Raw genomic sequence first — 19874 nt, 5'->3', positions numbered from 1 at the left:
ATGCCTCCTACCTATTTAATATTTTTGCGGATAAGGAGAAATAATTTGCTGGCTGGCAGCAGACTTACTTCCTCTTCTCTAAAAAACTCCTTGCTCCTGAACAGCAAAACAAGATAAACAATTGCTCCACCAGTTACAAGTACAATCACTTCCAAAACGAGCATACCTCTTGTCATACTAGGCAGCATGAACTGGAAAAACCATTTTCCAGCAAAAAGGTAAATAACCATGCTCCCTGCAGATAAAACAAGGGGCCATGAAACTCTTCGCATACCACTAAATAATGCTGTTTGTCGGGAAAGGTCAAACGAAGCAAGCGTAAGCATCAATACTAGTGCAAGCACTGTTGCAGCCGCCCCTCCATAAATGCCATACATTCTTACAAGCGTGAAATTAAGAAAGACTTTAACCAACAGAGCTAGTGTAATGTAGAGTGCTGTTCTCCTGTAAAGACCTAGCCCTTGGAGCATTGCAGCAAGGGTTATTGCAACCGAGGAGACGCAAACCGCAAGCATAAGCAGACGCAAGCTACCGGTTCCTGAAGAATTTTCAAACAGAAGCGTATTTACTTCGGGAAAAATAACAATAAGACCAGCTGCAGCCCCTATCCCAATAGCCAAGCTGAGCTTAAAGGCAACGAGCATAAAAGGGCCATACAAATCAGGTTCACGCTCCAGCTTTCCCTTCGAGATGGAAGGCATCACAGAAAGAGCGAGCGAGGATCCGAGCACGCTTCCAATCTGGATAAGCGGTTGCCCCCTGTCAAATATCCCCTTCTCCTGAACTGCCGCGGCAAAGCTGAGTCCGTACTCGCGGAGTGATGGTAGCAATGTTAGCATGTCGCCAAACTGTATAAGCAGTAAGAGTGCATGATTTAGAGTCGCTACAAGACCGATTCCAAGCAGAGCGCGACTATGTCTTCCCCATGAAAACTTTGCTGTACCAAGAGCCGGTTGCTTTGTACGAAATAACAGGATGCCAATAGCGCCAACAGCCCCGATGACCGCAGCCCACACTGCAGCCATGCCGATTTTGTACAGATCATCGCCAGACTTACCGATTACAGCAGCTGCTGCAATAATGATCACTACCCTGAGAAATTGTTCAATAAGCTGTGACTGCGCAACTGGAACCATCTCTGCCTGGGACTGACAGGCCCCTCTTAGAATCGCAGTAATGGGAATTGCAAGAAATACGAAAGATGCAGAACGGTAAAGCGACACAAGCTGGTCGTCACCTATAATTTCTGCTAGCCTATCCGCCCCTATAAAAAGCATTCCTGCAAAGATTATAGAGGTACCTGCCAGTACTACCCATGCCGGCAGAAAGTAATTCCGCCAGCCAACTGTTTCACCTTTTTCCCCATGCTCAGCAGCAATTCTTGCAACAGCTGAAGGGAAGCCATAAAGCGAGAGCATAAGAGCCAACCCAAGGATTGGATATATTTGCTGATATATATAAAAACCCTCATCGCCGAGCAGGTTCTGAAGCGGTATACGATAGCTAGCTCCAAGAACTTTGCCGATCAAACCGGCACCAGCAAGAATGAGGGCACCTTTGACTAATTTTTTAGAACCATCATTATGCATAGACTTCCTCTTTACAATCTTTACCTTATTATAGCATAGCCCTTTCCAAGGGTCTTTTGACAGCTAAGTATGGGAAATGATTGTCTTGAAACCGGAATTCTGAAAGAACCATGTTTCTAAAAAGCAAAAATGGACAAAATGCGCTGGTTCAGCCGCAATTTGTCCATACATTGCTTTCTACTCCATTTGCTTCGCAAGAAAACTAGCCGCCGTAACGATCGACTTTTCCTCCACAAGCCCAAGCTTGTCTTCTTTGGAGAAAATCATAACACAACCGATTGGATCTCCATTGGCAATAATCGGGCTTACACAATACGCGGCAAGTTCTTCTTCTCTGTCATCAACAATTTCAAGTTTCTTGTTTTCAGAATACAACTGAGGTTGACGCGCTTCAATCATACGGTCAATATCTCTACTGATGCTTTTGTTCAAATAATCTTTCTTTGATTCCCCTGCAATGGCAATGATCTCATCACGATCTGCAATGAATACCGGATTCTGCAGTGAATCAAACAGTGCATCGGCGTATTCCTGTGCAAACGCACCAAGTTCATGAATTGGAGAGTACTTCTTAAGGATTACTTCACCTTCTCGGTCGACAAAAATCTCAAGCGGGTCTCCTTCCCGGATGCGGAGTGTCCTCCTGATCTCCTTTGGAATGACGACCCTGCCCAGATCATCAATGCGCCTTACAATACCTGTTGCTTTCATACCTCTTGGAGCCTCACTTTCACATGATGTTTGGTCTTATGATTCCTTCATTCCTGGAAAACAGATAAGTCGGCAGCGGCTGATTCCTGCCTCTGTTTCCTATTTGCTTTATGAAGTGCAAAATAAACCAGCTGTGATGTTAGTATGAATCATCTCCAGTGAAGTATGCATGCAAGCGGAGGAATTATTCTGCGCGATTAAGTCCCTCCAGCTTTGTAATGAATTTCCGGACAAGCTCATAGCGTTCTTCCGCGCTCTCCTTCTTCCATTTGAAAACAGCTTTCAGATTGTTTTTCTCTGTACCGAGCTGAACATTTCTGCCGAATTCCGTTGCCATATCGAACAACTTCGAACCGTCAATTTGCTTGCTGCGAGCCTCTTCTATGCGCAAATCAATCTGCTGCGGCTTCTCAATGATCGTTTCAACACGTTCTGCCTTGGCCGCCATTTTAAGTGAAGTTGCGATGAACAAGTTCTCTACTTCCTGAGGATAATCACCAAAACGATCAATCATCTCTTCACGAAGCGCAATGACATCCTCGCTATTTTCCAACGCTTGGAACTGCTTATAAATATCGATTTTCTGCTTCTCATCCGAGATATAAGAATCCGGAATATAAGCATCAATACGCAAATTGAGCTCTGGCTCAAATGTCCGTACTTCATCGATTTCCTTGCCTGCAATTTTAGCATCAATTGTATCTTTAAGCATTTTCGAATACATGTCGAAACCAACCGAGTCGATAAACCCATGTTGTTGAGAACCGAGAAGATTCCCTGCACCTCGGATTGATAAGTCTCGCATTGCTATCTTGAATCCAGAACCAAGTTCCGTGAATTCCTTGATTGCCTGAAGACGTTTTTCGGCGACTTCTGTTAGCACTTTATCCTTTTGGTATGTGAAATAGGCATATGCTACACGATTGGAACGTCCGACTCTGCCGCGCAGCTGATAGAGCTGGCTGAGACCCATCTTATCAGCATCGTGAACGATAAGAGTGTTTACATTTGGAATGTCAACTCCGGTCTCAATGATTGTCGTACTGACAAGGACATCGAATTCACCTTCAAGGAAACCAAGCATGACGTTCTCCAATTCAGACTCATTCATCTGACCGTGAGCAAAACCGACCCGTGCACCTTCTACGAGTGTTCCGATTTCCTGTGCGACACGTTCGATATTTTCCACTCTATTATAGAGGTAGAAAACCTGCCCTCCTCGTGCCATTTCCCGCTCTATTGCTTCTCTTACGAATACAGGATTATACTCCATGACATATGTCTGGATTGGGAAACGGTTCTCCGGCGGTGTCTCAATAACAGAAAGATCACGGACACCGAGCATTGACATATGAAGTGTACGCGGAATCGGCGTAGCTGTAAGAGTCAGCACATCGACATTTGTTTTTAACTGTTTAATTTTCTCCTTATGTTTCACACCAAAACGCTGTTCTTCATCGACAATAAGCAATCCAAGATCCTTATAGATAATATCCTTGGACAGCAGACGGTGTGTCCCGACAACGACATCTACAAGACCTTTACGCAAACCTTCAATCGTTTCAGTTTGCTGTTTTTTCGTACGGAAACGACTTAGAAGGCCAATATTGATCGCATAATCTTGGAATCGCTCCTGAATCGTTTCGAAATGCTGCTGGGCAAGAATTGTTGTCGGCACAAGGATTGCAACTTGCTTGCCATCCGCGACTGCTTTAAAGGCAGCACGAATTGCTACTTCCGTCTTGCCATAACCTACGTCTCCACAGAGCAAGCGATCCATTGGACGCGCCTTTTCCATATCTATTTTGATTTCTTCAATACAACGGAGCTGATCCTCTGTTTCCTGGTATGGGAACGCCGTTTCAAAAGCACGCTGCATGTCCGAATCCGGCGAAAAAGCATAACCCTTGCGAGCTTCTCTCTCGGCATAAAGTTTAATAAGATCGTCAGCTATATCCTCAACAGTAGTCTGAACCTTACGTTTAACCTTTGTCCACTCAGTTCCGCCAAGCTTGTACAGTTTAGGCTCTTTGCCTTCCGATCCGACAAACTTTTGGACGAGATCAATCTGGTCAATTGGCACAAAGAGTTTATCATCTCCAGAATACTTGATGAGCATATAGTCTTTGTGCATCTTGTTCATTTCAAGCGTTTCAATACCGATGTACTTTCCGATCCCATGATTTTCATGGACGACATAGTCACCGACTTTCAATTCCTGATAGCTCTTAATCCGTTCGGCATTGGAAATTTTCTGTCGGCGCTTTCGCCGTTTCGGCTTCATTTTAAACAATTCCTGATCTGTTAAAAGCACGAGTTTGTGCATCGGCAGTTCAACACCATTGGAAAGACTGCCTGTAACAATTACTGGTATTTGGAGCGGAAACTCCAGATCATCCGTAACAGTTGCTTCAATATCATAGTCTCCTAGAATTGAATGGACTTTCTCCGCCCGCTCATGATCGGCTGCGAGAATAACGACAGAAAAACCACCCTTTTCCCAGCGTTGCATTTCCGTCTTAAGCAAACTCATTTGCCCGTGGAATTCCTGCATCGCCCTCGAGGACAGATTAATGATGTTCTCAGGCTGCGTATTCGGAATATGACGTAGGAATACGGACAAATATAGACGCTGATGCTTGAACGAGGAGCGAATTGTTTCCCAGTCAAAGGAAAGCCTGCTTCCTGGAACAAGCTGTTGGGATTCAAGCAGGCTAATTTGCCATTCTGCCTCTTCCTTGTCTAAATGATGAGCTGTTTCCTGGATACGGCTCAATTCATCGAATACAATCAATCCCTGCTTCGGCAAATAATCAAGCAGGCTAGCAGGTTTCTCGTATAAATAACTCGCATACTTATACATCTCCTGGAAATGTTCTCCTTGCTTCAGCCGCTCAATATCGTGAAGCATGGAAGCGTCAAGCTTATCTCTCTCTTCCTGAGTTTTCAGTTTCTTAAAGGTGTCCTCATATGCCGCCTCCAGCTTTTCCGACGCGGCTTTCATATCACGGTGGGTGACAAGCATTTCAGAAGCAGGTTCAATCAAAATCTGTTCGAGTTTTTCAAGAGAACGCTGTGTATCAGCGTCGAAATAGCGAATTGAATCAACTTCTTCATCAAAAAGCTCAATACGAACTGGATTAGCACTTGTAATTGGATAAATATCAATAATACCGCCACGCACACTGAACTCACCAGGTGCTGTAACCATGGGCACCCGTTCATATCCCATATCAACGAGAGATGTCAGATAATCATCAATAGGGATATCCTCGCCAAGTACGAACCTGAGCTGATAAGAAGACCAGTATTCAACAGGCGGCAATATTCGCTTCAATGCAGCAACTGGTACTACCAAAATACCCGAGTCCGACTTGGACCAGGCCGTTAAGGCATCAATGCGCTGACTTTTTAACTCAGGGCTGGCAATAGCAATTTCCGATGCAATCAGCTCATTCACCGGATAAAGATGGACATGATCGCGTCCCGCAAGCTCACTTAGATCATCATAGAGTTGCTGTGCCTGGGAAAGCTGATGTGTAACAATCAGTACGGGCTTTTTCAATGACGCGTCAAGCATTGACACGAGCAGGCTGCGTGCAGAGCCGGACAAACCAGCAGCCAACTGTTCTTTCATTCCTCCCTTGAATCCATCGACAATGGAGCGGAAGTCTTCTTTTTCCTGAAGCAATTGTATAATCCCTTTCATGTCAAACCCCCTGCATGGAAAGCACAAAAATGCCTTGGTTCAAGAGACCAAAGCGTTTTTGTCATATGCTTTTAATGTATAAAATAATCAAGTTCATAGTATTGCGGATATTTCTTTAATGTGGATTCACATTGATCACAAATTGACCTAATGTGCATCTCACCACTTTCTGCGTGTTCGATCATTTCACTTTTTTCCGAATCTGAAAGCACATGGAGACCGAGCATTGATGCGTCGACTTCCCGTTTTTCCAGCTTACCAATCTCCTGTTGACAATGCCTGCATTTGTAGTAGATGATGGCCATTGGCTGAACCTCCTGAAGAATATCCAAAATGATTGTTCTCTAGTTTACCCCGGAGGCAGCGCTTGCATACATCTGAAACATATGCGCAGGCAGTCGCCGCTATGCTTTTGTATTGAATTCAGTCATGACTTCAGGGAAAGGCTTCTTAAGAAAAGCATCACATGCATCAGCTGCAAGCTTGACACTGGCCCCGACCAATTCTGTCTCATCTTTAGAAAAAGTGCCGAGTACGTAATCTGAAACAGCCATGCCACCTCTAGGACGCCCAATTCCAAGACGTATACGCTTGAAATCCTTAGTCCCCAAATGATCAATCATGGAGCGAATACCGTTATGACCACCATGGCCTCCCTTTTCACGTAAACGGATTTCTCCGCAAGGTAAGTCCAGATCATCATAAATTACAATCAGATCCTCAATTGGTATATCATAAAAGTCCATAAGCGGACGAATACATTCACCAGAAAGATTCATGTAAGTTTGCGGTTCCAGAAGGATTATTTTATCCCCATAGAAATGTTCAAGTGCATAAATTCCATTAAACTTTGATTTATCGAGCTTCCAGCCGTTACGGTCTAGAAGTTCATCAATAGCCATGAAGCCGATATTATGTCTGGTTTTCGCATAATTTCTGCCCGGGTTTCCGAGGCCAACAATGCATTTCATAGTTTATCCTCTTTCTATTAGTTAAAATCAATGAATTGCATTCACCTAAATAAGATGCCTCGCAATCCCTGTACATGGAAAACAGCGGACTCGGTACCGCGCATAGTCTGTTGTTTCGACATGCACGGTACCTGTCCGCATTGCTTTCTCTTTATCGTAAGAAGCAGGCATGGATTATTCTGCAGCTTCTTCTTTTTTCTCACCTACACGTTCCGGCTCGGCACTTCCTTCTGCGTCAGCAGTATCTGTATCTTCAACAACAGTTGGTGCTGTTACTGTCGCAAGTGTCGAATCCGAATCGTCAACCACTCTGTAATTTGCATCTTTTGGCAAATCAGCGACTGTCAGAACATCACCGATTTCAAGTGCACTGACGTCAATTTCAATTGTTTCTGGAATATCCTTAGGTTTGGCACTGACGACAAGCTCAAAGACTGGCTGCTGAAGGACTCCGCCTTCTTTGGCGCCTTTTGCTTCTCCAACCACCTGGACTGGTACAGTCGCTTCCAATTCCTCAGACATGTTGACTACAAAGAAATCAACGTGAGTCAGTTCATTCTTGATTGGGTCCATCTGATAGTCATGAAGCATGACATCGAAGGATTTGCTCCCTTCCACATTTAGTGAAATGATTGCATTTTTCCCTTCATCTCGCACCGTTTTGACAAGCTCAAGTTCATTGATGGAAATCGGTTGCGAAGCTTCTTCCCTGCCGTATACGACTCCAGGAACAAGTCCTTCCTTGCGAATGTGTTTCGTAGCTGATTTCTTCAAATTTTCTCTTGATTTTGCACTAAGTGTGACTGCCATGTTCATCATCCTCCAATTATTTAGACACCTGAGGGTTAGTCCCTCAAGTTTAATGCAAACAAATTCAGGAATACCTTTAAACTGCATTCACTCCGCTTTTATGTAAATCTGTAAGCGGGCCATACATAAGCTATACCCCAATTCCAATGCATCTAATCTGCATTAATCGAAAAGACTGCTGACTGACTGTTGCTCATGGACGCGAATAAGCGCTTCGCCGATGAGCGGTGCTACGGATAGCTGGGTGATTTTTTCAATATTTTTCTCGCTTGGCAATGTAATCGTGTTCGTTACAACAAGCTCCTTGATTGCAGAGTTGTCAATGCGCTCAATCGCAGGTCCAGAAAGAACCGGATGCGTACAGCATGCATAAACTTCTTTCGCACCATTCTCAATCAAAGCATTGGCAGCAAGTGTAATTGTGCCTGCTGTATCAATGATATCATCAATCAGGATAGCTGTTCTTCCCTCGATATTACCAACGATATTCATGACTTCTGCTACATTCGGACGTGGACGTCGCTTGTCAATGATGCCGATTGGTGCCTTAAGGCGATCGGCCATCTTACGTGCTCTTGTAACGCCGCCGTGATCCGGAGATACAACAACGATATCCTCAAGCTGCTTGGATGCAAAGTAGTCGGAGAGTAGGCCGACTGCCTGAAGATGGTCGATTGGAATGTCGAAGAATGCCTGGATCTGCGGTGCATGCAAGTCAAGCGTGATGACACGGTCAGCACCGGCTGTCTCAAGAAGATCTGCCACCAATTTAGCTGTAATCGGTTCACGTGAACGAGCTTTCCGGTCCTGTCTTGCATAGCCGTAATAAGGCATGACGATGTTGATAGAACGTGCAGATGCGCGTTTCAATGCATCGATCATGATCAGCACTTCCATAAGATGCTGGTTCACCGGAGCAGATGTTGACTGGATAACGTAAACATCACACCCGCGAATGCTTTCTTCAATGTTGATCTGGATCTCGCCATCACTGAAAGTATTTACAGAACACTTACCGAGCGGTGTTCCGATATGTGCCGCAATATCCTCTGCCAGCTTATGATTGGAATTAAGAGAAAACAACTTCAGTGATGGATCCTTGTAGCGAGATGTCATGAAATAATACCCTCCGTTAATCTTTTTTCAGTTTTAAGGCATAGCCTTCTTTATTCGTCTGTCTTGACCTGGCAATGGACATAGCATCTGCTGGCACGTTAGCAGTAATAGTCGACCCAGCTGCTACATAAGCCCCTTTACCTACTGAAACAGGCGCAACAAGATTTGAGTTACAGCCGATGAAGGCTTCATCCTCTATCTTCGTTACGAATTTATTCTGGCCATCATAGTTTACTGTAATTGTACCACATCCGACGTTAACTTTCTTCCCAACTTCGGAATCTCCTATATAACTCAGGTGTGAAACTTTGCTGCCGTGGCCAATTTCCGACTTCTTAATTTCGACGAAGTTGCCGATTTTCGCTTCATCTCCAATATCTGATTGCGGACGCAAGTGGGCAAACGGGCCGACATTTACCTTATCACCGATACGGCTGTCAGCCGCTACACTATGCTTTACAGTTGTACAATCTCCAATGATGCAATTAATAATTTCACTGTTCGGTCCAATAACGGATTCAGAACCAATTTTTGTCTCCCCAGAGATGACTGTACCCGGATGTATGACCGTATCTTGCCCAATTTCCACATCTGGACCAATATAAGTATTTTCTGGGTCAATAATGGAAACGCCATTGCGCATATGTTGCTCATTCACTCTTCTTCTCATTGTCTTCTCTGCTTCCGCAAGCGCCACCCGATCATTGACACCTAAAGTCTCGGCAAAATCACCAGTCATAAATGCAGTGACTTTCTCACCTTGTTCACGCAAAATCTCAATGACATCCGGCAAATAGTATTCACCTTGGGCGTTTTCATTAGAAACATTTTTCAGGGCTGCAAATAGCAATTCATTGTCAAAACAATAAGTACCCGTGTTGATTTCATTTATTTTCAGTTCTTCAGCATTCGCATCCTTATGCTCAACAATTCGTGACACTTCTCCATCAGCATCACGAATGACACGACCGTAGCCCGCAGGATTATCAGCACAAGCTGTCAGGATTGTCGCCTTCGCGCCTTCTTTTTCATGATGCTCAAACAATGCCTGATATGTCTCTGCTGTAATAAGTGGTGTATCTCCGCATACTACAATTGTTGTTCCTTCTTTGCTGCCGATAACTTCCTCAGCCTGTTGTACGGCATGGCCTGTGCCCAGCTGTTCTTCCTGGATTGCGAATTTGCTTGCGTCGCCAACAACTTCTGCGACCTGCTCCGCACCAAAACCGACCACTGTTACAATTTCCTCAAGATCAACTGGCTGAAGCTGTGTGATTACATGCTGAACCATCGGTCTCCCCATGACCGGGTGCAGCACTTTATATAATTTCGATTTCATTCGGGTACCTTTTCCCGCAGCAAGAATTACTGCAAAACGATTTGACATCTGAGTTGCTCCTCCCATGAAAATAACTGCCCTTTAAGTACGACGGCAGTTCTCTATATTATGAAAATATCTTTTATGTTCCCCAATTAACTGGCAATAAGTCCACCAACCATACTGAATATATCTTAAATGGAACGCTGTTTCAACAAATGCGGCATCGTACTGGGGAGAGGTGAATTGATGCTGGGGCTGGGAAAGAGGATTTTCGGACAAAAAAATAGGCCTAACTCTTGGAGTAGACCTTGTTGTTTGATAGCGCTTTCTTTTTAAAATTCAAGAAACGCCAATTTCTTCGAGTTCAACTGCTTCTTCTTCTCCAGCGCGCTCATAAGCTTCAAGTACAGCGTCCTGAATCTTCGCTCGTGTACCAGAATTGATCGGATGTGCGATATCTCTGAATTCCCCATCCGGTGTGCGCTTTGAAGGCATTGCTACAAATAGTCCGCTGTTGCCATCAATTACACGGATATCGTGGATAACAAACTCCTCGTCAAATGTAATGGATGCAATCGCGCGCATTCTTCCGTCTGTATTTACTCGGCGCAATCTTACGTCAGTAACTTCCATATTGTACACCCCTTTTCTTTGGTTGTTTGTATAATTCTACAAAGAAAAAGGGATTCCTTCTTTTTTATCAAAAAAAAATTGCAAAAAAAAGAAAATTGGACAGGAGAAACAATCTCCTGTCCAATTCAACTATTAAAATTTCCTCGCTTTACTTCAATCTGTTTTCCTCTTGTATCCACGTTCGTAATTTTGAGAAGTGATGTATAGTCATCAACAACACGCTCATCCTCTTCATCATCAGCTTCAGCAAGAACACCAATTGCCTTCACATTTGCATGGAACTCTTCCAGTAAACTCTTCATGCCAGTAATCGTTCCCCCAGCTTTCATGAAATCATCAATGATGCATACATTCGAGCCTTCTTTCAAGCTGCGCTTTGGCAATACCATTGTCTGAATTCGTGAATTGCCTGAGACATAGTTGATGCTAACTGAAGAGCCTTCTGTCACTTTTGTATCTCTCCGTACAATGACCACGGGTACGTCAAGAAATGTTGCAACTGCATAAGCAAGCGGTATTCCCTTAGTAGCAACTGTAATGACCACATCAATATCGAGATGGGCAAAGGCCGAAGCAAAAACACGGCCGATTTTGCGTACAGTTTTCGGATCACCAAGAATGTCACTCATGTACAAATATCCGCCTGGCAAAATTCTTACCGGATCCTCCAAAAGACGGCATAACTCATCAATGATCTCAATACTTTTCTCTTTAGGATAATCAGGGATGTATTTAACACCACCCGAAGCCCCGGCGATACGTTTCAAATAGCCGATCCCTTCATTGCGAAACATATCATCTATGATATCCAGGTCCTCACTAATAGAGGATTTGGACGCCTTAAACTTACTTGAAAAATAAGGAAGCTGGACATGTTCAAATGGACTTTCCAAAAAATGATTTGTCAAAGCGACTAAACGCTGACTTCTTTTCATATTTGCACCCCAAAAACCGAATATTTATAAATAATATAACACTATTATACGTATTTCGGCAATTGAATGTCGGCTTATAATCAAATTAACAATTTAACCGAGCATACGAACAACGTGGACTTCATCACAAAATCCTCGCAACCCATTATATAGACGGTGGGCTTTCGCCTCTTGAGAAACAAGTCCGTAAATTGTCGGCCCGCTTCCGCTCATCAGGACACCTGTTGCCCCTAGCTGTTCCATCCTTTTACGCAAAGTTGCCACATCCGGATGAAGATCCAACGTCACGCACTCCAGCACATTTCCCAGGTTAGCGCAAACTCCTGCAAAATCTTTATCCTCAATTGCCTTGAGCATTCGTTCAAGATTCGGATGTGGAATACCGTCCAATTCCAAGTTTTCAAAAACAGTACGGGAAGAAACACCGATATCCAGTTTAGCCAGCACTACCCAGCATGGCGGTGGCGATGGAAGCTCCTGGATTTTCTCCCCTCGACCGGTCGCCAGAGCAGTACGGCCATGTACACAGAAAGGAATATCTGAACCAATTCCGGCTCCCAAATCTGCAAGCTCATCATTCGATAGATTTAGTGACCAAAGACGATTCAGACCTCTTAGAACTGCAGCTGCATCACTGCTTCCTCCGCCAAGTCCTGCTGAAACAGGAATGCTTTTTTCAATTTTAATCTGAATCCCTTCCTTGATTCCATACTTCTTCTTTAATGCAGCTGCGGCTTTATAAGCCAAATTCCGTTCATCGCTTGGAACAAACCGGCTTTCCAGCAATACTTCAATCCTATCTTCCTTTAGCTCGTGAAACTCCAACCGGTCAAACAAATCAACTGTTGTCATCACCATTGCCACTTCATGATACCCATCCGTCCGCTTACCAAGCACATCAAGCAGCAAATTCACCTTTGCCGGAGCCTTCTCATAAAGAACCATCCAAAACCTCCCCCCTTTAAAAAACAAAAATGTTAAGTAGATATTAACATAAAACCAAGTGTGAAAGCGACTGCTCAGAAGCGAACGCATAAGCAGGATTGTGTAAAGTTTGTGTACTTTGCAAACTTGCAACAACCCTGCTTATGTCGGCAGCTTCTAGGAGCTTGAACCGGATGACATTACTAAGTGTAAAAGCGACTGCTCAGAGACGTAGCTCACAAGCATTTCACTGGAAAGGTTCTGCTTTTGGAACCTTGGAAGGGAAAGACTTGTGACGCCAGTCTCTAGGAGCTCTTTGCTGGATAAAACCAAGTGTGAAAGCGACTGCCAATTTGAACCTATATGATGAAAACTCGTTAAAAAGTGCAGTTTAAGATTCTTCAAATACTTAAGCATAAAAATAAAAACAGGAAGCCTGGCCGGGCTTCCTGTTTTTTCCATTTAGCTGTGTCCTTTTTGCGCGATTGCTTCTTCGGCTTTTTCGATGGCTCGTTTCACCATGTTTCCAGCGTCTCTCGCCCTGATGCCTCCCCAGCCCTCTTTCTGTACAGTGTCGTAAAAGCCCAGTTCCTTAGCAATTTCCTCTTTTAATTGGTCTGACATGATGCCGCCTCGTCTGGCCATGCAAATGTCCCCTTTCAAATTGTCTAGGATTAGAGCACTTTATGAGTGCTCTGTAAAGCTGTTTAACGACAATCCTAGCTTGTGCAAATTCGGCATGAGAACACATGGAAAGTTGAGGGATTCATTATTTGGAAAAAGAAAAGAGCAGTAAACCGGAATGGTTTACTGCTCGGCAGCCATTGCTGTAGTTAAATCATCAAGGAAGTTAATTTCTACGGCTTCGGTCAAAATGTCAGCATAGCTATAGGAAACACGTTCGAATGCATTTTCGTCTTGATCCAGTTCAACAACGAATACCGATGGATACGTATCCGCGAGGACCCCGGAACGGATAACCGTTTTTCTACGACCACCATTGGCAGTCAGCTGCAAACGTTTCCCAATCTGGCCATCAAGAGTCTGCTTGATCTCGATTAATGATTTCACTATACCCCACCTCACTGCCTTAATTGTAACATATATTCAACAGTTGGTCAAATAAAATATAATATTATATCAATATCCCTTTTTACATGTCAATAACAAATGTCTCATTTTATACAGTTTGATAAGGAACGCGATGTTTTTTGTACGTTTTGCACAGAAGCTTAGTGGGAAGGAACGTGTCAACTGGTTTCCTAGCTGCCATTTTGCTCCTTATTCATTTTCCGAATACGCTGGGGGGATATAAGGTAATCCTGTTCTGAGCAAGCCTTTTGTTTCAACCCCACCCATACCTTTCTCACCTGTCAGCGTATTGCGCAGGACATCCCAAACCTTGACTCTTTCCATAAATGAAGTGCACGCTACCTTTGCCATAATGTACACAGGATCCAACGCATGGATGTTGACTCGGTACGGGGAGCTTGCAAAATTGGCACCTGCCCCAATCAGCGACTCAAAGTTGGATTGGCAAGCACCTGCAAAGATGATCAGCTTATCCAGATCCGGCTCGATTTCCCGTGCTTCCCGAACAGTCCGGACAAAATAACGCGAGTGACGATATGCACGGGCATCATGTTTGCTCCCTTTGTTCTTTGAGTAAGAATCATGCCCAGTAATTACAAGGCAATCAGGACGAATTTGCCTGAGCTGTGCTGCGACCTGCTCCGGCATTTCTTTCTCCTGCATATGGATGCCATATGCCTTCAATCCAAGTCTTTTATACAAGGCGAGGCATTTCTTTAAATACTCCGGGTCGCCATCAACGTGAAGGACCTTAACAGGTAACTGGAAGGACGGCGTATTATGCTCATATCCGGTCGCATTTGCATAGTCCCGCTTTTCCTTCATCAGCTTATAGTCCTGCCTAAACAATTTGTAAGAACTCTCTTCCTTCTTCTGCAAAGCATGCTTTCTACGCTTCAAGTCGCGCTCTTCTACAATTTGCAAATCTTCAAGGGGCGCATCAGCTTCAAGACGTACTTCCTCTCCGTGCAGAATTGCTTCAGTCGCACTTAACGACGCAATTCTGAAAAGCAAATCATGCCCATAGGACTTCCTCGTAACACAATCACCTATTGAAAAAACCATTCCTGACACCTCGCTGCTTCGGGTGAATAAAACATCATATGCAAGGTACAGAAGGTTATGTGCCTACTTTCCAGTGAAAGCATTTGCTAAGTCAGCAAATTCCTGCATGTTCAATGATTCACCACGACGGCGTCCATCGATTCCCGCTGCTTCTAGTACTGCGCTGATTGCATCCTTGTCCAGGCGACCATTCCAGAAACTTGTCAAATTGTTAAGCAATGTTTTACGTCGCTGTGAAAAACTTGCCTTTACAATATCGAAGAATTGGTCCTCATCGTTCACTTCTACTGGAGGTTTATCACGCATAACAAGTCGCAAAATGCTTGAATCCACGTTTGGCTGGGGCATGAATACAGTCTTTGGCACGTTCATGACAACCTTTGCCTCAGTATAATACTGGACAGCAATTGATAGTGAACCGTAACTCTTTGTACTCGGCACTGCAGCCATACGCTCAGCGACTTCCTTTTGGATCATAACGGTCAGGCTGCTGATAGACAAGTTTTCACGCAGCAGTTTCATCAAAATCGGCGTCGTTATATAGTATGGTAAATTGGCAACAATATGCACTGGCTGTTCTGGCTCGAACTGCTCCTTAATGACGGCTGCTACATCTGCTTCAAGTATGTCACGATGAATAACGCGCACATTGTCATAATCGGACAGAGTATCTTCCAGGACTGGCAACAGGCGCTGGTCAATTTCAAATGCAACAACCTTGTCAGCATGGATTGCCAGTTGCTCGGTAAGGGCACCAATACCAGGGCCAACTTCAATTGCACCACATGACTTATCAATCCCCGCATGGCGAATAATATTGCTAAGAATATTAACATCTACAAGAAAGTTCTGGCCTAGGCTTTTCTTAAAGGTGAACTGATACTTGCTCAAAATTTCCTTCGTTCTAGCTGGAGTCGCAACAAACGGTTTACCTGTCATCTTCTTCCTCCTTCAGTACTTGCTCACAAGCACTTTCGAATTCTTGCTTTGTAATCTGAAACATTTGCAGCCTTTTAAGGAGCTGCTTGCCATTCGTATGTCCGAGTTTCAGCAATTCGCCGATTCGTTCCCGACGCTTGCTTGCATGTTTACCGCCAAGCAGTCCATAAGCGATCAGGTCTCCCTGTTCGATCTCCGACTGTACCATTTCCTTTACTTCATATACACCCGAAAGCGCCTCACGTATTGCCTCAATAGATGCATGCTCAATACCAAGGCTTTTACCTTCAGGGAACTTGGCCCGAGCAGCATCCTGTGTCAAATAAGCATGTTTGCAGCCAGGGACTGCTTCATCAATCAGACGGCGAATTCGCTCACCTGGATAATCGGGGTCAGTGAATATGATGACACCACGCTTCTCTTTCGCATGCCGAATCCGCTCCATGATGCTCTTGTTGATAGCAGAACCACGTGTTTCAATTGTATCAGCATCGACTGCTTCAATAATCTTCGCTGTATCGTCCTTACCCTCTACTACAATAACCTCTTTTATTTTCAAATGGACTCCTCTTTCTATTTCAAAATGCCTTTTTCAGCCTTTGATGTTGAAAAGTCTGAATGCATTCTCTGTAGTAACACGCGCCAATTCCTCATAGCTCATTTCTCGAAGCTCAGCAATCTTCTCTGCAACAAGCTTTACATATGCAGGCTCATTTCGCTTTCCTCTATTTGGATGGGGAGCCAAAAATGGTGCATCAGTTTCAACGAGTAGCTTCTCTAGCGGAACTTGGACAGCTACTTCCTTAGGCAGTTTGGCATTTTTAAATGTAACAGGACCCCCAAGGGATATGTGGAAGTTCAAGGCAAGAATTCGATCAACATAGTCTACTGAGTCACTATAGCAATGCATAATACCGCCAATTTCCTGTGCGCTCTCCTCTTCCAGAATCGCAAGTACATCTTCCGTCGCCTCACGGTTATGAATGATAATGGGCATCTTCACCTTTTTCGCTAGACGAATCTGTTTGCGGAATACTTCTTTCTGTACCTCATGCGGAGACTTGTCCCAGTGATAATCAAGACCCATTTCACCGATTGCTACAACTTTTGGATGTTGGGAAAGTTCTTCTATCCATTTCAGATCTTCATCTGACATATCAATCGCATCAACAGGATGCCATCCTACAGCAGCGAATATCTTCTCATCCTGTTTAGCAATCTCAATAGCGAGTTTAATGGTCTCCCGATCAAAGCCGACAACCGTCATATATTCAACGCCTGCTTCACGTGCTCGCTGTATTGTTTCATCACGATCCTCAAAGAAGTCTCGGGCGTTCAAATGGACATGTGTGTCAAACAACATCCTAATATTCCTCCTCATTTCGTAAACACTTGCTGTAATTTAAAAAAGTCCTGCACGCGGTTCAATGCGCGCAAGACATTTTTCATTTTATATTAACGTACGACAGAACCATTAGGCAGATCTGCTTCAACTGTTGCCAATACAAGTTTGCCGTTTTCATCTTCACCAGAAAGGATCATCCCTTCAGACATTTCACCGCGCAATTTTGCCGGCTTCAAGTTGGCTACGACAATCACCTTTTTGCCAACAAGTTCTTCCGGCTTGTAGTGTTCCGCAATACCTGAGATGATTTGACGCTTCTCTGTTCCAAGATCAATCTGAAGTTTGAGAAGTTTGTCCGCCTTCTTCATCTTCTCCGCTTCCAATACTTCACCGACGCGGAAATCAAGTTTGCCAAAATCATCATATAGAACCTGCTCTTTAGCTTCTTCCTGCTTCTTGCCCTTTTTCGGCTCTTCTGCTGGTCTTTCCATCATATCTTTGATTGTCTGGACTTCTTTTTCGACATCAAGACGTGGGAAAATCGGATTTCCCTTCTCAACCTTGGTACCCGCTGGAATAGAACCTCTGTCATGCAGGCTGTCCCATCCAGTAAGAGCACCTTCCTTGATTCCAAGCTGACGGAAAATCTCTTTTGTCGTATCCACTAGGAACGGCTGAAGCATAATGCCGGAAATACGCAATGACTCAGCTAAATGTGCCATTACATTACCTAGACGATCTCGCTTGCTCTCGTCCTTGGCAAGTACCCATGGCTCCGTTTCGTCAATGTATTTATTTGTACGGCTAATCAGCTGCCATAATGATGAAAGGGCGACGGAGAACTGCATTTTCTCCATAGCTTCTTCAAAGTGACTAATTGTCTGTTCAGCAAGTTCTTCAAGAGACTTGTCGAAATCAGTCTCGCCTTTCGTATAAGCAGGGATCTCACCGTCAAAGTATTTATTAATCATTGCAACTGTACGGCTGAGCAAGTTCCCAAGGTCATTCGCAAGGTCATAGTTCGTGCGTTCAACAAAGCCTTCCGGAGTGAAGACCCCATCAGCTCCGAACGGCACTTCACGCAACAAGTAATAGCGCAGTGCATCGAGCCCATAGTGGTCAATCAACTTAACTGGATCGACTACATTCCCCTTCGACTTGGACATCTTACCGTCCTTCATGAGAATCCACCCGTGTGCAAACACTTTCTTTGGCAACGGAAGATCGAGAGCCATCAGCATGATTGGCCAATAAATCGTATGGAAGCGAACAATCTCCTTACTCATCAAATGAACATCCGCAGGCCAGTAGCGCTGGAAAAGTTCATCATTATCTGTGCCATAACCAAGGGCTGTAATGTAATTGGAAAGTGCATCAATCCAAACATAGATAACATGCTTCGGATTCCCTGGAACTTTAATGCCCCAATCAAAAGTTGTGCGTGATACAGCAAGATCTTCAAGACCTGGCTTGATGAAGTTATTTAGCATTTCATTTTTACGGCTTTCCGGCTGAATGAATTCTGGATTGTCCTCATAGAACTGGACAAGTCTGTCGACATACTTGCTCATTTTAAAGAAATAAGATTCTTCTTTAACACGGTCGACTTTGCCACCGCAGTCCGGGCATTTGCCATCTTCGAGTTGACGCTCTGTGAAGAACGATTCACAAGATGTACAGTACCAACCTTCATATTGATCAAGGTAGATATCCCCCTGATCAACCAAGCGGGCAAAAATCTTTTCGACAACGCGCTTATGGCGTTCTTCTGTAGTTCTGATGAAATCATCATTTGTAATCTTAAGTTTCTTCCAGAGATCCTGGATGCCGCTAACGATATTGTCCACATATTCCTGTGGTGTAACACCGGCTTCAGCTGCCTTCTTCTGGATTTTTTGACCGTGCTCGTCTGTACCTGTCAGATATCTGACATCGTAGCCGCGCAGGCGCTTATAGCGAGCCATCGCGTCTCCGGCAACGGTTGAATATGCATGTCCGATATGAAGTTTTCCACTCGGGTAATAAATAGGGGTTGTTATGTAGAATGTCTTCGCACTCTCAGTCATCTATTTCGCTCCTCTTTATGGTACAAAAATTCCGCAATAATCTGCCTTCCTTCATTGTAAAGGCTTTTTAGCAAAATTTCCATTATAGGTGTTATAAATACTTGCAGTATTAATTATGACTTTGTATACTTTGTGTTACGCCGTTATTCCTATCACTTGTAATAAATTACCACACAAAATCGGTAAAATATAATAGACAATATTGGTAACTATTGGTACGATGATATGTAGGAACTTGTCATTCAACGGCGAAATGCCAGTCATCCAAACGGAACATGCCATTGGCATAGGTTTTATTAGAGATTAGAGACAAGCCTAGAGGGAGAGAAACAGTACTATGAAATCTACAGGTATTGTGCGCAAGGTTGACGAATTGGGACGTGTCGTAATCCCAGTAGAATTGCGACGAACACTGGATGTACACGAAAAAGACGCGATGGAAATTTTCATCGACAACGACAAAATCATCTTCAAGAAATATAAGCCGAACATGGCTTGTCATATCACTGGAGAAGTGAATGACGATAATATGACTCTTGCTGACGGAAAATTGATTCTCAGCAAAGAGGGCGCAGAACAACTTCTTGAAGAGATCCAAAGAAAGTCACAATAATAAGTACTTAATCCGACGGACACAGTGGCACATAG

The 19874-nt window shown here is 44.0% G+C and carries 19 protein-coding genes; 1 reads left to right on the top strand and 18 read right to left on the bottom strand.

Going from position 1 to position 19874, the window contains the following annotated elements:
* Positions 1–11 precede the first annotated feature (11 nt).
* The 18 genes from QR721_RS00310 to metG all read right to left on the bottom strand — a co-directional run bounded on the left by QR721_RS00310 (position 12) and on the right by metG (position 19226).
* Positions 12–1589, bottom strand: coding sequence for a putative polysaccharide biosynthesis protein (locus QR721_RS00310; protein ID WP_348028120.1), 1578 nt, complete (start codon positions 1587–1589; stop codon positions 12–14).
* Between the two features lie 177 nt (positions 1590–1766).
* Positions 1767–2300, bottom strand: coding sequence for a stage V sporulation protein T (gene spoVT, locus QR721_RS00305; protein WP_348028118.1), 534 nt, complete (start codon positions 2298–2300; stop codon positions 1767–1769).
* Positions 2301–2484: 184 nt separating this feature from the next.
* Positions 2485–6009, bottom strand: coding sequence for a transcription-repair coupling factor (gene mfd, locus QR721_RS00300; RefSeq protein ID WP_348028116.1), 3525 nt, complete (start codon positions 6007–6009; stop codon positions 2485–2487).
* A gap of 71 nt (positions 6010–6080) precedes the next feature.
* The gene (gene fin, locus QR721_RS00295; RefSeq protein ID WP_348028114.1) at positions 6081–6314 is read right to left on the bottom strand and encodes an anti-sigma-F factor Fin; all 234 of its coding nucleotides are present in this window, start codon (positions 6312–6314) and stop codon (positions 6081–6083) included.
* 99 nt (positions 6315–6413) lie between these two features.
* Positions 6414–6980 (bottom strand): aminoacyl-tRNA hydrolase, encoded by a 567-nt coding sequence (gene pth, locus QR721_RS00290; protein ID WP_348028112.1) that lies wholly within the window; start codon positions 6978–6980, stop codon positions 6414–6416.
* Between the two features lie 174 nt (positions 6981–7154).
* Complete coding sequence (locus QR721_RS00285) at positions 7155–7790, bottom strand: 50S ribosomal protein L25/general stress protein Ctc (RefSeq protein WP_348028111.1); 636 nt, start codon at positions 7788–7790, stop codon at positions 7155–7157.
* A 162-nt stretch (positions 7791–7952) separates the two neighbouring features.
* Positions 7953–8906, bottom strand: coding sequence for a ribose-phosphate diphosphokinase (locus QR721_RS00280; RefSeq protein WP_348028109.1), 954 nt, complete (start codon positions 8904–8906; stop codon positions 7953–7955).
* A 16-nt stretch (positions 8907–8922) separates the two neighbouring features.
* Positions 8923–10293: a bifunctional UDP-N-acetylglucosamine diphosphorylase/glucosamine-1-phosphate N-acetyltransferase GlmU gene (gene glmU, locus QR721_RS00275; RefSeq protein ID WP_348028107.1), complete on the bottom strand. Its 1371-nt coding sequence runs from the start codon at positions 10291–10293 to the stop codon at positions 8923–8925.
* Between the two features lie 273 nt (positions 10294–10566).
* Complete coding sequence (spoVG, locus tag QR721_RS00270) at positions 10567–10860, bottom strand: septation regulator SpoVG (RefSeq protein WP_348028105.1); 294 nt, start codon at positions 10858–10860, stop codon at positions 10567–10569.
* Between the two features lie 125 nt (positions 10861–10985).
* Positions 10986–11795, bottom strand: a complete 810-nt coding sequence (gene purR, locus QR721_RS00265) for a pur operon repressor (protein WP_348028103.1) — start codon at positions 11793–11795, stop codon at positions 10986–10988.
* 93 nt (positions 11796–11888) lie between these two features.
* The gene (ispE, locus tag QR721_RS00260) at positions 11889–12740 is read right to left on the bottom strand and encodes a 4-(cytidine 5'-diphospho)-2-C-methyl-D-erythritol kinase (RefSeq protein WP_348028101.1); all 852 of its coding nucleotides are present in this window, start codon (positions 12738–12740) and stop codon (positions 11889–11891) included.
* A gap of 441 nt (positions 12741–13181) precedes the next feature.
* Positions 13182–13364 (bottom strand): small, acid-soluble spore protein, alpha/beta type, encoded by a 183-nt coding sequence (locus QR721_RS00255; RefSeq protein WP_348028099.1) that lies wholly within the window; start codon positions 13362–13364, stop codon positions 13182–13184.
* Positions 13365–13526: 162 nt separating this feature from the next.
* Positions 13527–13793, bottom strand: a complete 267-nt coding sequence (veg, locus tag QR721_RS00250; protein WP_348029748.1) for a biofilm formation stimulator Veg — start codon at positions 13791–13793, stop codon at positions 13527–13529.
* A gap of 207 nt (positions 13794–14000) precedes the next feature.
* Positions 14001–14876, bottom strand: a complete 876-nt coding sequence (gene yabG / locus QR721_RS00245; protein WP_348028097.1) for a sporulation peptidase YabG — start codon at positions 14874–14876, stop codon at positions 14001–14003.
* Positions 14877–14939: 63 nt separating this feature from the next.
* Positions 14940–15815, bottom strand: a complete 876-nt coding sequence (gene rsmA, locus QR721_RS00240) for a 16S rRNA (adenine(1518)-N(6)/adenine(1519)-N(6))-dimethyltransferase RsmA (protein ID WP_348028095.1) — start codon at positions 15813–15815, stop codon at positions 14940–14942.
* Positions 15805–16374, bottom strand: coding sequence for a ribonuclease M5 (rnmV, locus tag QR721_RS00235; protein WP_348028093.1), 570 nt, complete (start codon positions 16372–16374; stop codon positions 15805–15807). Before rnmV ends, rsmA begins: the two co-directional genes overlap by 11 nt.
* Before the next feature lie 33 nt (positions 16375–16407).
* Positions 16408–17178 (bottom strand): TatD family hydrolase, encoded by a 771-nt coding sequence (locus QR721_RS00230; protein WP_348028091.1) that lies wholly within the window; start codon positions 17176–17178, stop codon positions 16408–16410.
* A 92-nt stretch (positions 17179–17270) separates the two neighbouring features.
* Positions 17271–19226, bottom strand: coding sequence for a methionine--tRNA ligase (metG, locus tag QR721_RS00225; RefSeq protein ID WP_348028089.1), 1956 nt, complete (start codon positions 19224–19226; stop codon positions 17271–17273).
* Between the two features lie 337 nt (positions 19227–19563).
* Between metG and abrB the strand changes: the two genes are divergently transcribed.
* On the top strand, positions 19564–19839 hold the full coding sequence (gene abrB / locus QR721_RS00220) for a transition state genes transcriptional regulator AbrB (protein ID WP_348028087.1): 276 nt from the start codon (positions 19564–19566) through the stop codon (positions 19837–19839).
* Positions 19840–19874: the final 35 nt, after the last annotated feature.

The sequence above is a fragment of the Aciduricibacillus chroicocephali genome, assembly GCF_030762805.1.
GTDB lineage: Bacteria > Bacillota > Bacilli > Bacillales > Amphibacillaceae > Aciduricibacillus > Aciduricibacillus chroicocephali.
This window is presented reverse-complemented; position numbering and strand designations above follow the sequence as displayed.